This window comes from Micromonospora sp. KLBMP9576 (assembly GCF_050941805.1).
Lineage (GTDB): Bacteria > Actinomycetota > Actinomycetes > Mycobacteriales > Micromonosporaceae > Micromonospora.
In genome coordinates, this window is record NZ_CP194567.1 from 5,601,437 (window position 1) to 5,621,537 (window position 20,101).

The 20,101-nt window shown below is 74.7% G+C and carries 21 protein-coding genes, 1 pseudogene and 1 riboswitch; of the genes and pseudogenes, 6 read left to right on the forward strand and 16 right to left on the reverse strand.

Going from position 1 to position 20,101, the window contains the following annotated elements:
* Positions 1-173 precede the first annotated feature (173 nt).
* The 4 genes from ACQ452_RS24760 to ACQ452_RS24775 all read left to right on the forward strand — a co-directional run bounded on the left by ACQ452_RS24760 (position 174) and on the right by ACQ452_RS24775 (position 4,660).
* Complete coding sequence (locus ACQ452_RS24760; protein WP_433387756.1) at positions 174-959, forward strand: ABC transporter ATP-binding protein; 786 nt, start codon at positions 174-176, stop codon at positions 957-959.
* Between the two features lie 2 nt (positions 960-961).
* Positions 962-1,912, forward strand: coding sequence for an LLM class F420-dependent oxidoreductase (locus ACQ452_RS24765; RefSeq protein WP_433394398.1), 951 nt, complete (start codon positions 962-964; stop codon positions 1,910-1,912).
* On the forward strand, positions 1,909-2,211 hold the full coding sequence (locus tag ACQ452_RS24770; RefSeq protein WP_433387758.1) for a cupin: 303 nt from the start codon (positions 1,909-1,911) through the stop codon (positions 2,209-2,211). The genes ACQ452_RS24765 and ACQ452_RS24770 overlap by 4 nt, the downstream gene beginning before the upstream one ends.
* 76 nt (positions 2,212-2,287) lie before the next feature.
* Positions 2,288-4,660 (forward strand): hypothetical protein, encoded by a 2,373-nt coding sequence (locus ACQ452_RS24775; protein WP_433387760.1) that lies wholly within the window; start codon positions 2,288-2,290, stop codon positions 4,658-4,660.
* A 159-nt stretch (positions 4,661-4,819) separates the two neighbouring features.
* Here ACQ452_RS24775 and ACQ452_RS24780 read toward each other — a convergent pair.
* The 7 genes and pseudogenes from ACQ452_RS24780 to thiE all read right to left on the reverse strand — a co-directional run.
* A pseudogene (locus tag ACQ452_RS24780) lies at positions 4,820-5,067 on the reverse strand (phosphomethylpyrimidine synthase ThiC); the annotation flags it as partial.
* 16 nt (positions 5,068-5,083) lie between these two features.
* Positions 5,084-5,872 (reverse strand): bifunctional hydroxymethylpyrimidine kinase/phosphomethylpyrimidine kinase, encoded by a 789-nt coding sequence (thiD, locus tag ACQ452_RS24785; RefSeq protein WP_433387762.1) that lies wholly within the window; start codon positions 5,870-5,872, stop codon positions 5,084-5,086.
* A complete protein-coding gene (locus ACQ452_RS24790; RefSeq protein WP_433394400.1) occupies positions 5,869-6,504 on the reverse strand; it encodes a thiamine phosphate synthase in 636 nt (211 codons plus the stop codon). The genes thiD and ACQ452_RS24790 overlap by 4 nt, the downstream gene beginning before the upstream one ends.
* Before the next feature lie 107 nt (positions 6,505-6,611).
* On the reverse strand, positions 6,612-7,382 hold the full coding sequence (locus tag ACQ452_RS24795) for a thiazole synthase (protein ID WP_433387764.1): 771 nt from the start codon (positions 7,380-7,382) through the stop codon (positions 6,612-6,614).
* A gap of 4 nt (positions 7,383-7,386) precedes the next feature.
* On the reverse strand, positions 7,387-7,587 hold the full coding sequence (thiS, locus tag ACQ452_RS24800; protein WP_132230919.1) for a sulfur carrier protein ThiS: 201 nt from the start codon (positions 7,585-7,587) through the stop codon (positions 7,387-7,389).
* Positions 7,578-8,687 (reverse strand): glycine oxidase ThiO, encoded by a 1,110-nt coding sequence (thiO, locus tag ACQ452_RS24805; RefSeq protein ID WP_433387765.1) that lies wholly within the window; start codon positions 8,685-8,687, stop codon positions 7,578-7,580. The genes thiS and thiO overlap by 10 nt, the downstream gene beginning before the upstream one ends.
* Positions 8,681-9,307 (reverse strand): thiamine phosphate synthase, encoded by a 627-nt coding sequence (gene thiE, locus ACQ452_RS24810; RefSeq protein WP_433387767.1) that lies wholly within the window; start codon positions 9,305-9,307, stop codon positions 8,681-8,683. Before thiE ends, thiO begins: the two co-directional genes overlap by 7 nt.
* Positions 9,302-9,412, reverse strand: a riboswitch (TPP riboswitch). Its footprint overlaps the gene before it by 6 nt.
* A 209-nt stretch (positions 9,413-9,621) precedes the next feature.
* On the opposite strand from thiE, the gene ACQ452_RS24815 reads away from it, so the two are divergent.
* On the forward strand, positions 9,622-9,894 hold the full coding sequence (locus ACQ452_RS24815) for a hypothetical protein (protein ID WP_433387769.1): 273 nt from the start codon (positions 9,622-9,624) through the stop codon (positions 9,892-9,894).
* Between the two features lie 228 nt (positions 9,895-10,122).
* Here ACQ452_RS24815 and ACQ452_RS24820 read toward each other — a convergent pair whose 3' ends face one another.
* From ACQ452_RS24820 to ACQ452_RS24835, 4 genes are all read right to left on the reverse strand, one after another.
* Positions 10,123-11,085, reverse strand: coding sequence for an aldo/keto reductase (locus ACQ452_RS24820; protein WP_433387771.1), 963 nt, complete (start codon positions 11,083-11,085; stop codon positions 10,123-10,125).
* A gap of 193 nt (positions 11,086-11,278) precedes the next feature.
* Entirely contained in the window at positions 11,279-12,076 is a 798-nt protein-coding gene (locus ACQ452_RS24825; protein ID WP_433387773.1) for a nucleotidyltransferase domain-containing protein, read from the reverse strand.
* Positions 12,073-13,752 (reverse strand): ABC-F family ATP-binding cassette domain-containing protein, encoded by a 1,680-nt coding sequence (locus tag ACQ452_RS24830; protein ID WP_433387775.1) that lies wholly within the window; start codon positions 13,750-13,752, stop codon positions 12,073-12,075. Before ACQ452_RS24830 ends, ACQ452_RS24825 begins: the two co-directional genes overlap by 4 nt.
* Positions 13,753-13,793: 41 nt before the next feature.
* Positions 13,794-14,399: a class I SAM-dependent methyltransferase gene (locus ACQ452_RS24835; protein ID WP_433387776.1), complete on the reverse strand. Its 606-nt coding sequence runs from the start codon at positions 14,397-14,399 to the stop codon at positions 13,794-13,796.
* 128 nt (positions 14,400-14,527) lie between these two features.
* On the opposite strand from ACQ452_RS24835, the gene ACQ452_RS24840 reads away from it, so the two are divergent.
* Positions 14,528-15,640 (forward strand): hypothetical protein, encoded by a 1,113-nt coding sequence (locus ACQ452_RS24840; protein WP_433387778.1) that lies wholly within the window; start codon positions 14,528-14,530, stop codon positions 15,638-15,640.
* A gap of 52 nt (positions 15,641-15,692) precedes the next feature.
* Here ACQ452_RS24840 and ACQ452_RS24845 read toward each other — a convergent pair whose 3' ends face one another.
* From ACQ452_RS24845 to rpsD, 5 genes are all read right to left on the reverse strand, one after another.
* Entirely contained in the window at positions 15,693-16,745 is a 1,053-nt protein-coding gene (locus tag ACQ452_RS24845) for a P1 family peptidase (RefSeq protein ID WP_433387780.1), read from the reverse strand.
* A 91-nt stretch (positions 16,746-16,836) separates the two neighbouring features.
* Entirely contained in the window at positions 16,837-17,667 is an 831-nt protein-coding gene (gene truA / locus ACQ452_RS24850; protein WP_433387781.1) for a tRNA pseudouridine(38-40) synthase TruA, read from the reverse strand.
* A gap of 67 nt (positions 17,668-17,734) precedes the next feature.
* Complete coding sequence (gene rplQ, locus ACQ452_RS24855; RefSeq protein ID WP_433387783.1) at positions 17,735-18,313, reverse strand: 50S ribosomal protein L17; 579 nt, start codon at positions 18,311-18,313, stop codon at positions 17,735-17,737.
* 34 nt (positions 18,314-18,347) lie between these two features.
* The gene (locus ACQ452_RS24860; protein WP_091079335.1) at positions 18,348-19,370 is read right to left on the reverse strand and encodes a DNA-directed RNA polymerase subunit alpha; all 1,023 of its coding nucleotides are present in this window, start codon (positions 19,368-19,370) and stop codon (positions 18,348-18,350) included.
* 98 nt (positions 19,371-19,468) lie between these two features.
* Positions 19,469-20,095, reverse strand: coding sequence for a 30S ribosomal protein S4 (gene rpsD, locus ACQ452_RS24865; protein WP_433387784.1), 627 nt, complete (start codon positions 20,093-20,095; stop codon positions 19,469-19,471).
* Positions 20,096-20,101: the final 6 nt, after the last annotated feature.

Below are 20,101 nucleotides of genomic sequence, written 5' to 3' on the forward strand. Positions count from 1 at the left end.
TCTTTAGGGGACTGTTCGCGGGCACAGCGTACGAGACAACGACCGTGGTGAACCCAGGTGTGTGGTGATTCGTAACGAAGAAACCTCCCGTCCACCCCGGCTGCCCGGCGGTCCACAACAGCCGGTTACGCTGGGCGGCAACTACTGACCGTCGACTCAGGAGGCCGCCGGAGATGATCCAGCTTTCCGGGGTGTCCCGTACCTTCGACGGCCGCAGCGGTCGCGTCGAGGCGCTGCGCGGCATCGATCTCGACGTCGCCGAGGGCGAGTTCGTCGCCGTGCTCGGCCGCTCCGGATGTGGTAAGTCCACCCTGCTGCGCCTCGTCGCCGGCCTGCTTCCCGTCAGCGAGGGCCGGATCACCGTCGCCGGCACGCCGATCACCACGCCGCGCCGCGACATCGCGATGCTCTTCCAGCGGCCGGCGTTGCTGCCCTGGCGCACGGTCCTGGACAACGTCCTGCTCCCGGTGGAGATGTTCGGCTGGAAGCGGGCGAAGCACCGCGACCGGGCCCGGCAGCTACTGGAACTCGCCGGGCTGGGCGGCTTCGAGAAGCGGCTGCCGCACGAGCTCTCCGGCGGCATGCAGCAGCGGGTCTCGCTGTGCCGGTCGCTGATCGGCGAGCCCCGGGTGATGCTGATGGACGAGCCGTTCTCCGCGCTCGACGCGCTGACCCGCGAGGAACTCTCCGGCGAGTTGCAGCGCGTGCACATGGAGTCCAAGGCCACCATCGTCTTCGTCACCCACTCCATCGACGAGGCGGTGCTGCTGGCCGACCGGGTGGTCGTGCTCAGCCCCCGGCCGGGACGCATCCGCAAGGTGGTCGACGTCGACATTCCGCGACCGCGCACTCTCGGCCGCAACGCGCACCTGGCGGACGTCGCCCGGGTCAGCGCCGACCTGCACGAACTCCTCATGGAGCGGGACCTGCCGGCGACGGCCGGCGCGGAGGGACGATGAGCATGCGGGTCACCGTCTTCACGGAGCCGCACCGCGGCGCCAGCTACGACGACCAGCTCCGCTTCGCCCGGCTGGTCGAGGACGGCGGCTTCGAGGCCTTCCTCCGCGCCGACCACTACCAGGCGATGGGCGCCGACGCCGGGCTGCCCGGCCCGACCGACGCCTGGCTGACGCTGGCCGCACTGGCCCGGGAGACCAGCCGGATCCGGCTCGGCACCCTCGTCACCTCCGCCACCTTCCGGCTGCCCGGCCCGCTGGCGATCATGGTCGCCCAGGTCGACCAGATGAGCGGCGGCCGGGTCGAGCTGGGCATCGGCGCCGGCTGGTACGAACGCGAGCACACCACCTACGGCATCCCGTTCCCCGCCGTCGGCGAACGCTTCGACCGGCTGGCCGAGCAGTTGGAGATCCTCACCGGGCTGTGGCGGACCGCGCCGGGCGAGACGTACAGCTTCACCGGCGACCACTACCGCCTGGTGGACGCCCCCGCCCTGCCGAAGCCCGTGCAGGTCCCCGGCCCGCCGATCATCGTCGGCGGGCGCGGCCCCAAGCGCACCCCCGACCTCGCGGCCCGCTACGCCGACGAGTTCAACATGCCGTTCAAGACCGTCGCCGAGACCGCCGCCGCGTACGAGCGGGTCCGGGAGGCCTGCGACCGGGCCGGCCGGGCCGAGTCGGGACGGGCCCCGCTGACGCTCTCCGCCGGAATCGTGGTGGCGATCGGTCGTACCGACGCCGACGCGCAGCGCCGGGCGGCACCACTGCACGTCAAGAGCGCACTGCCGCCGGAGGACCCGGTGGTCGGCTCGCCCGCGCAGCTCGTCGACCGCATCGGCGAGTTCGCCGCGATCGGCGCCACCCGGGTGCACCTGCGGCTGATCGACTTCGCCGACCTCGACCACCTGGAGCTCATCGCCGCCGAGGTGCTCCCCCGACTGGACGGACACCGATGACCGACACGCAGCCCGAACTCGGCCCGGTGGGCCAGGAGATCGTGTACGAGAACGACCGGGTGCGGGTGTGGCACATCCGCCTGGAGCCGGGTGAGCGGCAGCCGCTGCACCGGCACGACCACCCGTACCTGGTGGTGGCGATCCAGGGGGCGAAGAACGTCGTACAGACGATCGACGGCACGCTCATCGACGCCGACGAGCCGACCGGCGGGGTGGTCTACCGGGACCCGGGCGCCGTGCACATGTTGACCAACGTGGGCGACACCACATACCTGGCGCGGCTGGTCGAACTGAAGTAACCGCTGGCCGGCGGGTCGGGCCCGGCGCGCGGCGCGCCGGTGGCGGCCCGGTCAACAGGTGCGTAACGTGCCGGACATGGCCTTTCGGACCTGGGGCAGACTGCTGCTCACGGCGCTCGGCGTGAGCCTGCTGGCCGGGGCCGGTCAGCTCGGCGTCGCCTTCGGCTTCGGCATCGTCCGCTTCACCGGCACCTTCACCGGCGGCACCGTCAACCAGTGGCCGGCCCAGCTCGTCTGGGTGGGCTGGTTCGCGGCGAACGCCGCCGTGGTGGGCGCGGTGATCACGCAACGCCTGGCCCGCCGCGACGGTGGGCTGGCCGGCACCGGACGCCTGCTCGCCGTGGCCGGCACCGCCGCACTGGGCGCCACCGTCGTCGCGCCGCTCTGCATGCAGCCCGCCCGGGCCGCCGAACTCGTCTCGGTGGATCCGGTCTGGGCGGTCGGCATCTGCGCCGTCATCGGTGCGCTGGTCGGCGCGGGCGCCGCGCTCGCCGTACTCCTCCAGCCGCCGGCCGGATGGAACATCGCGGCGGTCGCCGGCGGGCTCTGGCTGCTGGCCCTGGTCTCGGTGGCGCCGTCGCTGGTCTCGACCGGGCCGACGGGCACCGTACGACTCGGGGTGCTGGAGCCGGCGTCGCTCGACGCCGGGACGGCGCAGCGGCTGGCCCTGGTGATCATGCCGCTGGTGACGTTGCTGGTCGGCGCGGCGACCGGCGGGCTGGCCCGGTGGCGCGGCCACCCGCCGCTGGTCAGCGGCGCGACCGGGGTGGCCGGGCCGGTGCTGCTCACCTTCGCCTACCTGACCGCCGGCCAGGGCGACACGGCCGACCGTTACCAGCTCACGCCGTACTACGCCGCGCTGCTCGCGGTGGCCGCCGGCGCCCTCGGTTCGGCCGCCGCCGCGCTGCTGCGCTGGCCGCTGGTCGCGCGCACCGCCCCCACCGGGGCCGTCGAGCCGACCGACATCCTGCGTCCGCTGCCGACCGGCCCGGCCCTGCCGCACGCCCCGACGCCCAGCGCCGCCGGCGAGCCCGCGACCGCCGACCTGGCCGGCGCCACCCTGGTCACCGCCGACCGGGCCGGCGGTACGGGCTCCGACGTGGTCACCGGCGGCGACGCCCCGGCGGCCCGGGCCGTCCCCCCGCACTGGGACTGGCCGGCCGAGGGGGGAACCGTTCCCGCTCCCGCCGCCGACTCCCGGACGGGCGCGGAGCCGCGGTGGACGACCGACCCGCCGGCCGCGCCCGAGCGCCCGGTGAAGCCCGAGCCCGCCAGCACGCGGAACGACGCCGCCGCCCACGCCCCGACGGCCCCGGCCGTCCCCGAAACGACGCCCGCCGCCGAAGCGACACCGGCCGGCGAAGCGACACCGGCCGGCGAAGCGACACCCGATGCCCAGCCCGGCGGGGGGGCAACGCCCGCCGGAGGGCCGACGCCCCCCGTGCGACCGGTCGAGGCACCCTCGCCCGCCGGGCAGCCGGCAGGAACGGTCGCCGGACAGCAGGGCGCCCCGAGCCCGCCCAAGCCCCGCCGCACCCGCAAGCCCCGGTCGACACGCCAGGTGGCCGCCGCGGCGACGCCCGAGGGCGCGGAGCCGACGCCCACCGCCGCGGACCCGACGCCCGTGACCGGGGACCCGACGCCCGTCGCCTCGGACGCACCCGTGGCGGGATCGACCACGCCCGGCACGGCGTCCCCGGACGCTCCCGTGGCACCGGGACCGGTCGGTCCGGCCTCCCCGGCGGCGTCCCGTGCCGCCGTGCACGCGCCGCCGTCCCCGGCCGACGCGCCGCCGTCCCCGGCCGACACACCGCCGTCCCCGGCCGACACGCCGCCTTCGAGGGCCGAACCGGCCCCGTCCGCCGGTCCGGCCGATCTCTTCGGCACGGCCGCCGCCGAGACCGGCACGACCGCCGCGAACAGCACGACGGCCCCCTCGCCCGGCGCCATGCCACCGCCCGCGCCGGCGTGGCCGGGCCCGTCCCGGCCCCAGGCCAACGCCGACGAGGCCGCGCGGTCCGCCACGGAGCCCGCGTCCGAGACCACGCCCCGTCCCCGCCACCGCGCGCCGATGCCCGATCTGGCCCGCGCCGCGAACTGGGAGGCGCTCGCCACCGCGCGCCGGGGCGGTCCCGTCCCCGCGTCCGTCGACGCCGCGCCGGAGCACGACGCCCCCGCCGCCGGGGCGGAGACGTCACCCGGATCCACGTCACCGGACGAGACCGAGCAGCCCGCCGGGCGGGGTCGGGGCCGGCTGGGCATGTTCCGCCGCAACCGGCCCCGGGCCGAGGAGGTCCCGGCCGAACCGGAGCCCAAGGCGTTGCCGGCGCAGGACGAGGAGTACGTGGACTGGGTCACCGGGCTGAGCCGCCCGGTCCCGGACAACGAGCCCGAGCAGGAGAGCGGCCGGCGGTCGTTGCGCTCCAGCGGCCGCCACCACCGCGACTGACCCGACGCGTTCCCGCGAAGCCGGCTCGGACGCGGTCCTCGCCGCGGGCACCGTCCTCCGGGGCGTCGCTCGGACGGGGGTCGCCCCGGCGGCGGTCGCGCCCTGAGGCCAGCGGCAGGTAGACGTGGCCGCCCGAGGAGAGGAACTCCTCCGACTCCGCTTGCCCGTCGACAGGTCCGTCACCGTGTCCGCGCCCCACCGGGTCGCCCAGGTCAGCTTCTCCACCTCCCCGGCGACCGCCGAGGTGCCGATGTTGGCGTTGCGGCAGCCCGGCCTCCGGTCGGAGCCGGGCACGGAGGTGTCGTAGAGCCGCAGCGGCGGATTGCCGCCGGTCAGTTCCACCTCGGCGAACGGCACCCGCACGTCCGGCCGGGCCCCTCGACGTACACCTTGCGACCTGCCTGCATGACAGCCTCCCGGTGATCAGACGGACCAGCCGAAGTGGTCGAGCGGGCCGCGTCCCGCGCCCAGTTCCCAGTCGCGCGCGCCGGTCAGCGCGCGCAGGACGTACTCCTTCGCGGCGGCGACCGCCGCCGGCACGGGATCACCGAGCGCCAGCCGGACGGCGATCGCCGCCGAGAACGAACAGCCGGTCCCGTGGTTGTGCCGGGTGTCGACCCGGGGCGCGCGCAGCAGGGTGGTGACGCCCCCGCCGCGCAGCACGTCGACCGCCTGGCCGTCCGCGTCCACGTCGCCGCCGGTGACCACCACGTACGCCGGCCCGCCGGCCGCCAGCGCCTCGGCGGCGGTCACCATCTCCTCGACCGTGGTCACCGGGCGTCCGGTGAGGGCGGCGGCCTCCGCGCAGTTCGGCGTCGCCACCTGCGCGTACGGCAACAGCCGCTCGACGGCGGCCACCACGCCCAGCCGGTGCCCGCTGGTGGCGACGAGCACCGGGTCGACTACGAGGTGCGGCAGCCGCCCGTCCTTCGCCGCCTCGGCCACCGCGTCGGCGACCGCCGGGGTGCCGAGCACGCCCGTCTTGACGGCGCGGACGGTGAAGTCGGCGAGCACGCTGTCGAGCTGTTGGGTGACCGTGCGGGGCGGCAGCGGCAGCACGGCGTCGACGCCCCTCGTGTTCTGCGCGGTCACGGCGGTGAGCACGCTCGTGCCGTACAGGCCGAGGGCCGCGAAGACCTTCAGGTCGGCCTGGATTCCGGCGCCCGCGCCGGAGTCCGAGCCGGCGATGGTGAGCACGGTGGTCGGGGTCATCGTTCCTCTTCCGTGGCGGCGGACGGGAGCCTGGGCCGGCCCTGCGCGGTCGCGGCTGCCGTGAGGGCGGTTGCCGCGGCCCCGGGGTCGTCGGCGCGCATGACGGCACCCAGCACCGCCACCCCCACGGCTCCCGCCTCGACGCAGGCGGCCACCTGGTCCGGGCTCTGCACTCCGCCGAGCGCCAGGACCGGCACGGCGCTTGCCGCGATCAGCGCGCCGAGCCCGTCCGGTCGCAGGGGTGGTCCGTAGCCGGGCTTGGTGCTGGTCGGGTAGACGGGCGAGAGGGTGGCGTAGCCCTCCGTGGTGAGCCTGGCCAGCTCGGCACGGTCGTGACAGGAGCGGCCGACCAGGCCGAGCCTCGGCGGCGGGTACGGGCCGGCGGCGGGCAGGTGGACGGCGTCGCCGCCGAGCGGGTCGGGGCCGGCGACGATCAGGGTTCCGCCCGCCTCGGCGAGGATCGCGCGCAGCTCGGCGGCGAGGGCCGCGCGTTCGGCCCGGGGCAGGTCCTTCTCCCGCAGCACCACCCACCGCACTCCCCCGGCGACGGCCCCCGCCACGACGTCGGCCAACGACCGCCGCGCCTGCCGCCGGTCCGTCAACAGCACGACGCCGGTCGGCGCGCGCGAGATCTTGGCTGGAAACGGCCCCTCCAGGGGCCTTTTCGCACCAAGAGCCGAAGCCAAGGCCGGAGTCGAAGCCGGTGCCGAAGCGGGCGGGACGGTGGGGGCGGGCCGGGTCACAGGTCCGGCCGCCCCTCGTCGGGGGTGGAGGCGAGCGCGTGGAAGCGCCGGGCGATCCGGCCCGCCCCGTACGCGAGCCGACCCGCCTCGACCGCGTACCGCATCGCGGTGGCCATCGCGACCGGGTCGGCGGCGCGGGTGACCGCGCTGGCGAGCAGCACCGCGTCGCAGCCCAGCTCCATCGCCAGCGCGGCGTCCGAGGCGGTGCCGATGCCGGCGTCCAGGATCACCGGCACGTCGACGCCCTGCCGGATCAGCCGGATGTGGTGCGGGTTCGACACGCCCAGGCCGGAGCCGATGGGCGCCCCCGCCGGCATCACCGCGGCGCAGCCCACGTCGGCCAGCCGGCGGGCCAGGATCGGGTCGTCCGACGTGTACGGCAGCACCACGAACCCGTCGGCGACGAGTTCCTCGGCGGCGCGCAGCAGCTCCACCCCGTCGGGCAGCAGCGTGCGCTCGTCGCCGATCACCTCCAGCTTCACCCAGTCGGTGCCGAACGCCTCCCGGGCCAGGTGCGCCACCTTCACCGCCTCGCCCGCCGTGTGGCAGCCGGCGGTGTTGGGCAGCAGCCGCACGCCGCAGCGGTCCAGCAGGTCCAGCAGCCCGCCGGCGGCACCGGGGGCCGTGTCGACGCGGCGCAGCGCCAGGGTGACCAGTTCGGTGCCGGAGGCGCGGATCGCGTCCTCCAGCACCCGCAGGTTGGCCGCGCCGCCGGTGCCGAGGATCAGCCGGGACGTGAAGCGCACGCCACCCAGGTCGAGGCTCACCGCGTCACCCGCCCTGGGCGGCGCTGAGCACCTCGACGCGGTCGCCGTCGCGCAGCACGGTCGCCGGCCAGCCCGTACGCGGCACCACCTCCCCGTTGACCGCGACGGCGAGGCCGCGCTGCTGGTCGGTGACCGCGCGGACCAGGTCCGCCACGGTCGAGCCGCCGGGCAGGCTGCGCCCGGCGCCGTTCACCGTCAGTTCCATGTGTGCTCCTCCTCGGGTGCGGACGGGTCGCGACCGAACCGGGCCGGGGCGAAGGGGGCGAGCAGCGGGTCCGTCGCGCCCGTGGCGACCAGTCCGGCCATCAGGTCGGCGGTGATCGGGGTGAGCACGATGCCGTGCCGGTGGTGCCCGGTGGCGGCGAGCACACCGGGCCGGCCGGGCAGCGGGCCGAGGATCGGGGCGTTGTCGGGGGTGCCGGGGCGCAGGCCGGCTAGCGTCTCGACCAGGTCGTACTCGGCCAGCTCCGGCAGCAGGTCGACGGCGGCGCGGAGCAGGCGCAGCACCGCCCCGGCGGAGACGTCGGTGTCGGTGCGTTCCTCGACGGTGGCGCCCACCACCACCTCCCCGTCGCGGCGCGGCACGAGGTAGACGTGCTCGCCGTCGGCGTACCCCCGGATGACGTGCCGGAAGCCCGGCGCGCCGCCGCCGGGCGCGCGCAGCCGGACCACCTGCCCCTTCACCGGTCGCACCGGCAGCCCCGTCAGGACCGCCGCGCCGCAGCCGGCCGCGACCACCGTGACGCGGGCGTCCACGTCGGACAGCCGGCGCACCGCCGCGGGCAGCAGCGTGGCGCCGGCCCGCTCGGCGGCCGTGCGCAGCGCCGGCACGAGCCGGCGCGGGTCGACCTGGTGGTCGGTGGCCGCGAGCGCGCCGCCGCGCACCCGGGTCGCCAGCGCCGGCTCGCGCTCCCGCAGCGCCGACGGCCGCAGCGGCGTCACCGGCAGTCCGATCCCCTGCTGGTACGCCCACAGCCGGCGCGCCTCGGCCAGGTCGTCGGCGGTGAGCCCGACCATCAGGGTGCCCTCGGTGCGGTAGCCGACGTCCACGCCCGTGGTGGCGGTCAGCTCGGCGGCGAACGCCGGCCAGCGGGCGGCGGAGGCGCTCAGCAACGCGGTCAACTCGTGCTCGCCGAAGTACGCCTCGGCGACCGGGGCGAGCATCCCGGCGGCGACGTGGGACGCGCCGGAGCCGGGAGCGGGATCGTGCACGACGACGCGCAGTCCGCGCTGCGCGCAGCGCCAGGCGATCGCCAGCCCGACCGGTCCCGCCCCCACCACGGCGACGTCCGGCCGGTTCAGCACCCCAGGGCTCCCAGCAGCTCCGCTGTGGCCCGCGCCGGGTCCGCCGCCCCGGAGAGCGCCCCCACCACCGCCACCCCGTACGCCCCGGCGGCCAGCAGCGCGGGCACGTCGGCGGCGGTCACCCCGCCGATCGCGACGACCGGCACGTCGACGGCGTCGGCGACGGCGCGTACGCCGGCCGGGCCGATCGGCGCCGGCAGCCCCGTCTTGGTGCTGGTGGCGTGGCAGGGGCCCACGCCCAGGTAGCCGGCCCCGGCGGCGACCGCCTCGGCGGCCGTGCCCGGATCGCGGGCGGTGGCGCCGAGCACGGCGGTCGCGCCGAGCACCCGGCGGGCCGCCCCGACCGGCAGGTCGTCCGCGCCGACGTGCCCACCGGCGGCGCCGACCGCCAGCGCCACGTGCAGCCGGTCGTTGACCAGGCAGGTCGCGTCGTACCGGGCGCAGAGCGCGACGACCCGGCGGGCCAGGTCGTACGCCTCCCGGTCGGTGGCGTCGTCGGTCACCCGGACCTGCACGACCAGTTCCGCGCGGGCCACCGCGAGGGCGGCCCGCAGCACGGCGAGGGGATCCCGCCCGGGTCGGGTGTCGGTGATGAGATGCAGTCGCCCGAGGGACGGCACGGCAACACTCCTCCCTGCGCCGGCATTATCCGGATCAGGTTCGACGGTCGGGGGCTCACAGCCCCCCTCTCAGCCCGGTGGCACCGGACTCCCGTGGGTCACTTGCGGGTGTCACCGTACGACGGATCGCCGGATCCGCCAAGGTCGGGACGCGGATTTTCCCCGACCGCCCGATCCCGGCGCCCGGGGCGACACGTGGCCGTTCCGTCACGCCATGCTGAAGGGATGCCCTCCGCCGCCCGGGTACCGCCCCGCCCGCCTGCCAACCGTTCCGGGCCAGCGCCGCGATCGCCGACGGCCTCCTGACCCGCGCCATGCTGCGCGGTGCGACCTGGCAACGCCTGCTGCCCGGGCTGTCCGTCACCCGCTCGAAGCTGCCGGAAGGCGACCTGACCGGCTTCGCCGGCCTACCGGTCACCACCCCGCTGCGGACGGCCTTCGACCTGCGCGCGGCCGGCTGGATCGTCCTCCGCTGCACCGCCGACGACGTGCTCCGACACCGGGACCGCACGGTACGCCTCGTCACCGCCGCCCTCCGCGAGCACGCCGACGAGCGAGACAGCAGGGCCCACATCCACCCCCGGTGACAGCCTCGACGGACCCCCGCCGCACCTACGCTCCGACAAGATGTCACCCCCTCCGCCAGACGCCCACCCTGTCCCGCAGACGCCCACCCGTCCGGCACGCGCCCACCGAGCGCCCGCCCAGGCACGAGCGACGGCGACCGGTGGAACACCAGGGCTGTCTCCCGCCGCCGGAGAGGGCCCTGGTGTGCCACCCATCGCAGGGCGGGCGGCCCCCGCAGGGCCGCCAGCTCAGAGGATGGCGCGCAGGGCGTCGAGGTCCTCGTCGGTGGGCTGCCAGATGCCCGCCTCCGCGTTGGCGGCCACCTGCTCCGGCGTGGTCGCGCCGGCGATCACCGAGGTAACCGCCGGTTGGGCCGCCAGCCCGCCGATCGCCACCTGGAGCATCGACAGCCCGCGTGCGGCGGCGTACGTCTCGATCGCCTCGATGGTGTCCCAGTCGGCGGCGGCGAGTCGTTCGGCGTACCGGCCACCACCGGCGAGGCGGCTGCCGGCGGGCGGGGTCTCGTTCCGCTGGTACTTGCCGGTGAGCAGCCCGTTGGCCAGCGGGAAGAACGGCAGCAGCCCGAGGCCGAACCGCTCGCACGCCGGCACGACCTCGGCCTCGACGCCGCGCTCCAGCAGGCTGTAGTGGTTCTGCGCGCTGATGAACCGGGACCGGCCGTTCGACGAGGCCACCCAGTCCGCGTCGGCGATCTGCCAGCCGGCGAAGTTGGAGTTGCCCAGGTAGCGGACCTTGCCGGCGCGGACGAGGTCGTCGAGCGCCGCGAGGGTCTCGTCGATCGGGGTGCCCGGGTCGGGCTCGTGCATCTGGTACAGGTCGATGTGGTCGGTGCCGAGCCGGCGCAGCGACGCCTCGACCGCCCGGGTGAGATAGCGCCGCGCGCCCCGGGCGCCGAAGTCGGGGCCGTTCAATCCGTGCATGTCCATGCCGAACTTGGTGGCCACGACCACGTCGTCGCGTCGCCCCTTGAGTGCCTGGCCCAGCAGTTCCTCGGAGCCGCCCTGCGGTTCGCCGTAGATGTCGGCGGTGTCGAAGAAGTTGATTCCGGCGTCGAGGGCGGCGTCGACCACCGCCCGGGTGCCGTCGAGGTCGAGTTTGCGGCCGAAGTTGTTGCAGCCGATGCCGACCACGGACACCACGAGCCCGGAGTCACCCAACCGGCGGTATGTCATCTCAGTCACGACATCCACCCTATGCCGGCCCCGCCGGCACCAGCCGCCCACCAGCACCACCGCACACCAACAGGGCCACCCCGGCCCCCGCCACGCCGCCCGACCGACGCCACCGCACGCCACCACGCCACCCGGGCATCCGCCGGGCCGCCCGAGGACGCCGACGTGCTCGACCGACGGCCAGGCCGGCCGGGGCACCCGCCGCCGGCCGTCAGTCGAGTACGTCGGTGACGAGTCGACGGGCGGCGGCGAGCGTGCCGGCCAGTTCGTCAGGTGTGTGCCCGAGCGCGCCGAGCAGTGCCTGCGCCCGGCGGGCGAAGTCGGGTGGCGCGTCCGGCAGCCGCCCGGCGGAGGCGATCATGCCTTTCTCGTTGACGAGCCATCGCCCGGCCCGGGCGTGCAGCACCTGCACGAGCACGCCGACGGCCCGGAACAGGCAGCCCGCCACGTACCCGCTGTCGCCGGCCGCGACCGCCTTGGCCGCGCCGTCGACGAGGAACCGGGCCTCCCATCCGCCGGCGGTCAGGGCGGCGGCGAGCGCGGGTGGGTACGCCCTGGCCTCCGCCCGCAGCGCGGTCAGCTCGCCGGTCGGGTCGCCGAGCACCTGGCAGAGCGCCACCTCGCCCGGGTAGGCCGACGAGTAGAAGCCGAGTGGGTGTCCGGCCTGCACACCGATTTCGTACGTGCCGGCCCGGCAGTCGGCCCAGCTCCGGTGGACCCGGTCGAGGTCGCGGTAGATCCAGTCGACCGCCGTCCCGCCGATGCGCAACCATCCGCCGCCGTCGACCCAGGTCCCCCAGCCGCCGGGCGGGGTGAGTTCGGCCGCTGGGTCGGCGACCGAGGTGGCGACGGCGCGCAGCCCCGGCACGTCGAGTTCGCCCCGGTAGTAGAGCCCGAGGTCCCAGTCGGAGTCGGGTCGGTGCTCGCCCCGGGCGCGGCTGCCGCCGAGCGTGACGGCGACGATCCCGTCGACCGCGCAGAGGCGGTCGGCCAGGTCGGTGGGGATCACCCCACGTCCCAGACCGGCTCGGGGGTCTCGGTCACCTCGTTGTCGCTGCCGAACAGCACGAACCGGTCGAAGGATCGGGTGAACCAGCGGTCGTGGGTGACCGCCACCACGGTGCCTTCGAAGGCGGCCAGCCCGGCCTCCAGCGATTCGGCCGACGCCAGGTCGAGGTTGTCGGTGGGCTCGTCGAGCAGCAGCAGCGTCGCGCCGGAGAGTTCCAGCAGCAGCACGAGGAAGCGGGCCTGCTGCCCCCCGGAGAGGGTGCCGAAGCGTTGGTCGCCCTGCGCCGCCAGCTCGTAGCGGCTCAGCGCCGCCATCGCGGCGTGCCGGTCCATGCCGGCCCGGTGTTCGTCGCCCCGCCAGAGCACCTCGACGAGGGTCTTCGCCGTCAGCTCCGGCCGGTCGTGGGTCTGCGAGAAGTGCCCGGGGCGTACCCGCGCGCCGAGCCGCGCCACCCCGTCGTGCGCCACGGGGGTGAGTGCGGCGGCGGCGTCGACCGGGCGGTTCGCCGGGTCGGGGTCGGTGCCGCCCCGGGCCAGCAGCCGCAGGAAGTGCGACTTGCCGGTGCCGTTGGCGCCGAGCACCGCGACCCGGTCGCCGTACCAGATCTCCAGGTCAAACGGGTAGGTCAGGCCGTCGAGCTCCAGCTTCTCGCAGACGACCGCGCGCTTGCCGGTCCGCCCGCCGGTCAGCCGCATCCGGATGTCCTGGTCCTTCGGGGGTACGGGCGGCGGCCCGGCTTCCTCGAACTTGCGCAGCCGGGTCTGCGCGGCCTGGTAGCGCGAGGCGAGCCCGTCGTTGTACGCGGCCTTCTGCTTGTACATCAGCATCAGCTCGCGCAGCTTCTGGTGTTCCTCGTCCCACCGCCTGCGCAGCTCGTCGAGGCGGGCGTGACGGGCCACCCGCGCGGAGTGCCAGCTCGTGAAGCCGCCGGGGTGCACCCAGGCGCTGCCGCCCTCCACGGCGACCACCCGGCCGGCGGTGTGGGCGAGCAGCTCCCGGTCGTGCGAGACGTAGAGCACCGACTTGGTGGACTCGCGCAGCCGCCCCTCCAGCCAGCGCTTGCCGGGCACGTCGAGGAAGTTGTCCGGTTCGTCGAGGAGCAGCACCTCGTCGGGGCCGCGCAGCAGCAGTTCGAGGGCGAAGCGCTTCTGCTGACCGCCGGAGAGGGTGCGGACGGGCCGCTCGCGGGCGCTGTCCCAGGGCAGGCCGAGCACGATGGTGGTGACCGTGTCGAAGAGCACCTCGGCGTCGTACCCGCCGGCCTCGCCCCAGGCCGCGAGCGCGTTCGCGTACGCGAGCTGGGCCTTGCCGGCGGTGGTGCTGTACTTGCCGCGGATCTCGGCGGCGCGCATGGCCGCCTCGGTCTCGACGAGCCGGCGGCCGGCGTCGCGCAGCGCCGGCGGGGCCAGCGACAGCGCCAGGTCGGCCAGCGTGGACTCGTCGCCGATCATGCCGATGAACTGGCGCATCACGCCCAGCCCGCCGGCCCGCGCGATCGCGCCGGTCTGCACCGGCAGGTCGCCGGCGACCATCCGCAACAGGGTCGTCTTGCCGGCGCCGTTGGGCCCGACCAGGGCCACCTTGGCGCCCTCCCCGACCCGGAACGACACGTCGGAGAAGAGCTCCCGGCCGTCGGGGAGGATGTGCCCGACCGATGCGACGTCCACGTATCCCACGTCGGCATCCTCCCCGAGTACGGGCCGGACGGCCCACCCATTTACCGGGTGACCCGCAGCACCCGGTAGCCCTTCTGGCTGGCGTGCCGGCCCGCCTGCCAGCCCTGCTCGACCAGCCAGCGCTGTAGCGAGTCGCCGCCGAGGTAGCGGGCCACCACCAGCCAGGCGACGCCGTCCGGGGCGAGCCGGGGCAGCCAGCGCAGCAGGATCGCGTGCAGTTCGTCCTTGCCGACGTGGATCGGGGGGTTGGACCAGAGCTGGGCGAAGCTCACGTCGGCGGGTACGTCGTCCGGCGCGGCGACGCGTACCCGGTCGGCCGCGCCGATCCGCGCCGCGTTGGCGGCGGTGAGTTCCCGGGCCCGTTCGTTGACGTCGACGGCCCACACGGTGGCCGAGGGCGCCGAGGTGGCGAGTACGCAGGTGATCGGCCCGAAGCCGCAGCCGAGGTCGAGCAGGGCGCCGGTGGTCGCGGGGGCCGGCAGGTCGGCCTTGCGCAGCAGCACCGCCGTGCCGGGGTCGAGGCGGGCGGCCGAGAAGACGCCGGCGGAGGAGGCCAGGGCGTAGTCGCGGTCGGCGACGGAGAACTCGACCTCGCGGGGGTTGGCGGCGGTCGAGGGCTCAGCGGTGAAGTAGTGGTCGCCGGTCACGCCGGTAATTCTCGCACCGCCGCCCGGCCCGGCTTCGCGCGGCTCGGGTGCAGCACGGCGCGAAACAACCCGCGCACAATTTCCCATTATTCACGCCTAAAGGGACAATGCCTCCTACTCTGGGCGACATGGTGTATCGGTACGAGTCCGATCAGGACGCATTCATGGACCCGGGGCCCGAATCCGACCGGTCGGTGCTCGGTGCCGGTCCGCCTCCCCCGGCCGGGCCCTCCCCCTCCCGCTTCCCGCCGCCGTCGCTGTCGCGAGCCAACCAGCTCGCGCTGCCGTCCGCCGCCCCGGAGCGGGTCCGCGCAGCGCCGCTGGCGACGCCGAACCCGCCCCACTTGGGGACCCCCGCCGAGGCGCAGCCGACCTACGTACGGATTCGCGCCGAGGTGCAGCCGGCCCCACCGGCGGCGGAACCGCCGCCGGCCGCGCCGCACCGGTCCGCCGCACCGCCACAGCGGGGCGGGGGCGGCCGGCTGTGGCAGGTCATGATCGGCGGCGCCGCCGTGCTCGTGCTGCTCGCGCTCTGCGGCCTCGGCGCCGCCGCCCTGCTGTCCGAGCGCGACAGGACGCCGCAGACACCCCCCACCGCGCAACCCGGGGCCGCCGAGTCGGCAGCCGTCGACACACAGTTCCTCGACTCCCGGGACACCGACCAGGCGCCGCTGACCGCCAAGGAACTCTTCCCCGGCAAGCAGTTCGCCGTCGCCGACGGGGAGCCCGCCTACCGGGTGCTGAAGACCCAGTCCAGCGCCAATTGCCCGGTGGCGGCCACCGGCGAGGTCGCCGACCTGCTGGTCCGCCTCGGCTGCACCCAGGTGGTCCGGGCCACGTTGCGCACGTCCGACGGCGGCCACCTCGTCACCGCCGGGTTGTTCAACCTGACCGACCGGCCGAACGCCGAACGCGCCCGGGACCGGATCCGGCCGCTGCTCGACGAGCGGGAGGGCCGGTTCCGGGGCATGGCGGCCGACAGGGACAGCGCCGCGATCGCCACCGCACCCGCCCGCGTGGGTTGGCAGGTACGCGGCCACTACCTCGCGTACGCGGTGGTCGTCCGCGCCGACGGCGAGAGGATCAGGTCCGGCGACACGAAGGCCCGGGAGATCCTCTTCGACATGATCGAACTGCACCTCAGCCGGGGCGTGCTGGAACGCCGGGCGGACGGCGGTACGGCGGGGCAGCCGACCGACGAGGGCGCGGGTGACACCGGCACGCAGGACGGGGGCCGGTGACCCGACCGCGACGGGCGCGTGGGCCACGCCCCGCGCGCCCGTCGCGCGCGTCTCACGTCCGAAGCTCGACCCGGTACGTGCGCAGCAGGTCGAGCATCCGGTCGTGCGGGACCGCATGCTTGACGCGCCCCTTGAATCCGACTGTCGTACGCGCCATGAACAGCGAGTTCAGCAGCGCCTCCTCGACGGCCTCCAGCACCGCCGCGAAGACGGGTTCCAGGTCGGACTCCGGTGCCGTCGGCGTCTGCGGGTCGGCGGTGGAGAACGCCAGGGCGTAGTCGCCGCTGCCACCGGCGAAGTCCGAACCCACCAGCGCCATCGCGAAGACCGCCCGCCGGGCGACCCGACCCAACTGCCGCGCGTCCAGGCGAGCGTCCGTGGCGACCACGATGACGCAGGAGTTGCCCGGCTGCTCGGGCTCGTGCCGGGGCGACAGGGTCGGCACGCCCACCCGCTCGGGCCGGATCGGCACCCCCGACACCCGCAGCACGCCCGAGAAGTTGGACTGCACCAGCACCCCCACGGCCACCGGGCCGCGGGACGTGGCGGCGAGCCGCGAGGACGTGCCGATGCCGGCCTTGAAGCCGAGGGCAGCCGTCCCCGTACCCGCGCCGACGGCACCCTCCGCGGGCAGCCCGCCACGGGCGCCCTCCAGCGCGCCGAGGACGTGCTCCGCGCGCACCGGCCGGGCCCGGATGTCGGAGAGGAACCCGTCGTTGGTCTCCGCGACCACCGGGTTCAGCGACTCGGCCGTCTCCCGGCCCGGCTGCCGCAGCAGGTAGGTGACCAGGGCGTCCGCGGCCCGGAACGTCGACAGCGTCGCGGTCAGCACCACGGGAGACTCGATCTCGCCCAGCTCGGCCACCTGCGTCGAGCCGACCATCTTGCCGTGCCCGTTGCCCACGAACAGCCCCGCCGGCAGCGACCGCCGGTCGGCCAACTGGTCGGCGACGATCGCCGTCACCCCGCTGCGGATGCTCTCCCCGACCACCAGCGTGGTGTGGCCCACCCGCACACCGGGCACGTCGGTGACGGCGTTCACCGGTCCCGTGGGCATCGTCCCGACGACGATGCCGAGGTCCCGGCCACGGCGAGGTTCCTGCACGGCGTCCACTCCTTGACGTCGACGATGCTCCGGCGGGCGCGAGAGCCGGGCCCGACGATCCGGCAGCCGGCGGCCGGAAGCAAGCGGGCGGTCAGCCCTGCACGGGCACGCGCAGCCGGCGGGTCGCGTCGGCGCGGCGGGCGTACGCGGCCGGGTCTTCCGGGTAGCCGACGGCGACCAGGGTGAGGCCGTGCGCGGGCGCCACGGTGACCTCGCTGGAGCGTTCCCGGTGGGTCAGCAGGCTGCCCGGCCACTCGACCGGCCGGCGCCCGTCGCCGGCGGCCAGCATCGCGCCCACCAGGCTGCGCACCATCGCCTGGCAGAACGCGTCGGCCTGCACGGTGGCCACGAGGATCCCGTCCGGTTCCCGTCGCCAGTCCAGCCGGGTCACCTCCCGCAGGGTGGTGGCGTTCTCCTTGCGCCGGCAGTACGCGGCGAAGTCGTGCTCCCCCACCAGCCTCGCCGCGGCGGCGTTCAACGCGTCCCCGTCCAGCGGCCTCGGCCAGGCCAGGATCTCGTGCCGGCGTAGCGGCTCCGCGCCCCAGGGCGCGTCGGTGACCCGGTACTCGTAGCGGCGGAAGGTGGCCGAGAACCGGGCGTCGAAGTCCGCCGGCACCTGCGTCATCGCCCGCACCCGGACGTCGGCGGGGAGCAGCCGGGCCAGCCGGCGCAGCAGCCGCCCCTCGTGCTCCCGCCACACGGCGGTCGGCAGGTCCAGGTGACAGACCTGCCCGCTGGCGTGCACCCCGGCGTCGGTGCGGCCCGCCACGGTCAGCCCGGTCGCCGTGCCCGCGCCGAGCACCACGTCGAGGGTCTGCACGAGCACCCCGGCGACCGTGCGCCGCTGCGGCTGGGCGGCCCAGCCGGAGAAACCCGATCCGTCGTACGCGACGTCCAGCCGCAGCCGGGTGCGCTCGTCCACTCGTACCTCCGCCTCACGGGTCGGGCCCGGCACCCCCAGGGGGTGCCGGGCCCGACGGTGGCCTGGATCAGGCCTTGTCGTTCTCGCCGGCCTTGTCGTTCTCGCCGGCCTCGTCGCTGTCCTCGCGGGCGGCGGCGGTGTCACCGGACGCCGAAACGGGCGCCTCGGCGTCCTGGTCGCCCGTGTCCGACTTCGGGGCGTCCTCAGCCGGGGCGAGCGCCTCGACCTTGTCCTGCTGCGCGGCCTTGCGGGCGGCGGTCTTCTTGTTCGCCTTGGGCTCGGCGACCTGAAGCTCCTCGACCAGCTCGATGACCGCCATCGGCGCGTTGTCACCCTTGCGCGGACCGGTCTTCACGATCCGGGTGTAACCACCGTTGCGGGTGGCGAACCGGGGCGCGATCTGGTCGAACAGGGCGTAGACCACGTCCTTGTCCTTGACGACGCCCAGCACCCGCCGCCGCGAGGCCAGGTCACCGCGCTTGGCCTTGGTGATGAGCTGCTCGGCCAGCGGACGCAGCCGCCGGGCCTTCGTCTCGGTGGTCTTGATCTTGCCGTGCTGGAACAGCGCAGTGGCCAGGTTGGCCAGCATCAGCCGCTCGTGCGCGGGGCTGCCGCCGAGGCGGGGGCCCTTGGTGGGCGTGGGCATGCTTGGTGCTCCTCAGGTGTGGCGGCAGCGCGGACTAGAGCTGCTCGGTCTCGCGATAGTCGTCGGTGTCGTAGTCGGCCTCGCCGAACGTGTCCACGACGTGCGCCGGGTCGAAGTTGGGGGCCGAGTCCTTCAGCCCCAGACCCATCCCGGCGAGCTTCATCTTGACCTCGTCGATCGACTTCTGACCGAAGTTGCGAATGTCGAGGAGGTCTGCCTCGGTGCGCCCGATGAGCTCACCAACGGAGTTGATGCCCTCGCGCTTGAGGCAGTTGTAGGAGCGGACGGTCAGGTCCAGCTCCTCGATCGGCAGCGCCAGGTCCGCCGCGAGCTGGGCGTCCTGCGGGGACGGCCCGATGTCGATGCCCTCGGCGGTCTCGTCCAGCTCCCGAGCCAGACCGAACAGCTCCACCAGCGTCGAACCGGCGGAGGCCAGCGCGGTACGCGGGCCCATCGACGGCTTGGTCTCGACGTCGATGATCAGCCGGTCGAAGTCGGTCCGCTGCTCGACCCGGGTCGCCTCGACGCGGTACGTCACCTTCAGCACCGGCGAGTAGATCGAGTCGACCGGGATCCGGCCGATCTCGGCGCCGGCCTGCTTGTTCTGCGCCGCCGTGACGTAGCCGCGACCCCGCTCGACGGTCAGCTCCATGTCGAGCCGGCCCTTGCCGTTGAGGGTGGCGAGCTTGAGGTCCGGGTTGTGCACCGAGACACCGGCCGGGGGCTGGATGTCGCCCGCGGTCACGTCGCCGGGGCCCTGCTTGCGCAGGTACATGCTGACCGGCTCGTCGTGCTCGGAGCTGACGCAGAGCTCCTTGATGTTCATGACGAGCTCGACCACGTCCTCCTTGACACCGGGGATCGTGGTGAACTCGTGCAGCACGCCGTCGATCTTGATCGAGGTGACCGCCGCACCCGGGATCGACGACAGCAGCGTACGCCGCAGCGAGTTGCCCAGGGTGTAGCCGAAGCCCGGCTCCAGCGGCTCGATGGTGAACCGGGACCGGGTCTCGTTGATCGACTCCTCGGAGAGGGTCGGTCGCTGGCTGATGAGCATGTCTTCTCTTCTCTTCCGGGACGCCCGCTATATGACGCCCACGACAAACTGTTCCGGTGGCCCGCCCCGACAGGGCGGGCCACCGCAACGAGCTCCGACTACTTGGAGTAGAGCTCGACGATCAGCTGCTCCTGGACCTGCGTGTCGATGACCTGACGCGCCGGGAGCGAGTGCACGAGCACCTTCATCTGGCTCGGGATGGCCTCAAGCCACGCCGGAACCGTCTTCGCGCCGGCCTGGGCCTGCGCGACGATGAACGGGGTGAGCTCCTTGCTCTTGCCCCGAACCTCGATGATGTCGTGCTCCTTGACGCGGTACGACGGGATGTCGACCTTCTTGCCGTTCACCGTGAAGTGACCGTGCTTGACCAACTGGCGGGCCATGTCCCGCGAGTGGGCGTAGCCGGCCCGGTAGACGACGTTGTCCAGCCGCGACTCGAGGATCTGCAGCAGCACCTCGCCGGTCTTGGCCTTCTTGCCCACGGCCTCTTCGTAGTAGCCGCGGAACTGCTTCTCCAGCACGCCGTACACGCGACGGGCCTTCTGCTTCTCGCGGAGCTGGAGCAGGTACTCCGTCTCCTTGGTCCGGCCACGGCCGTGCTGTCCGGGCGGGAACGGCCGGGACTCGAACGGGCACTTCGGGCCATCGCACTTGCTGCCCTTGAGGAACAGCTTCATCTTCTCCCGCCGGCAACGGCGGCAGTCAGCACCGGTGTAACGAGCCATCTCTCT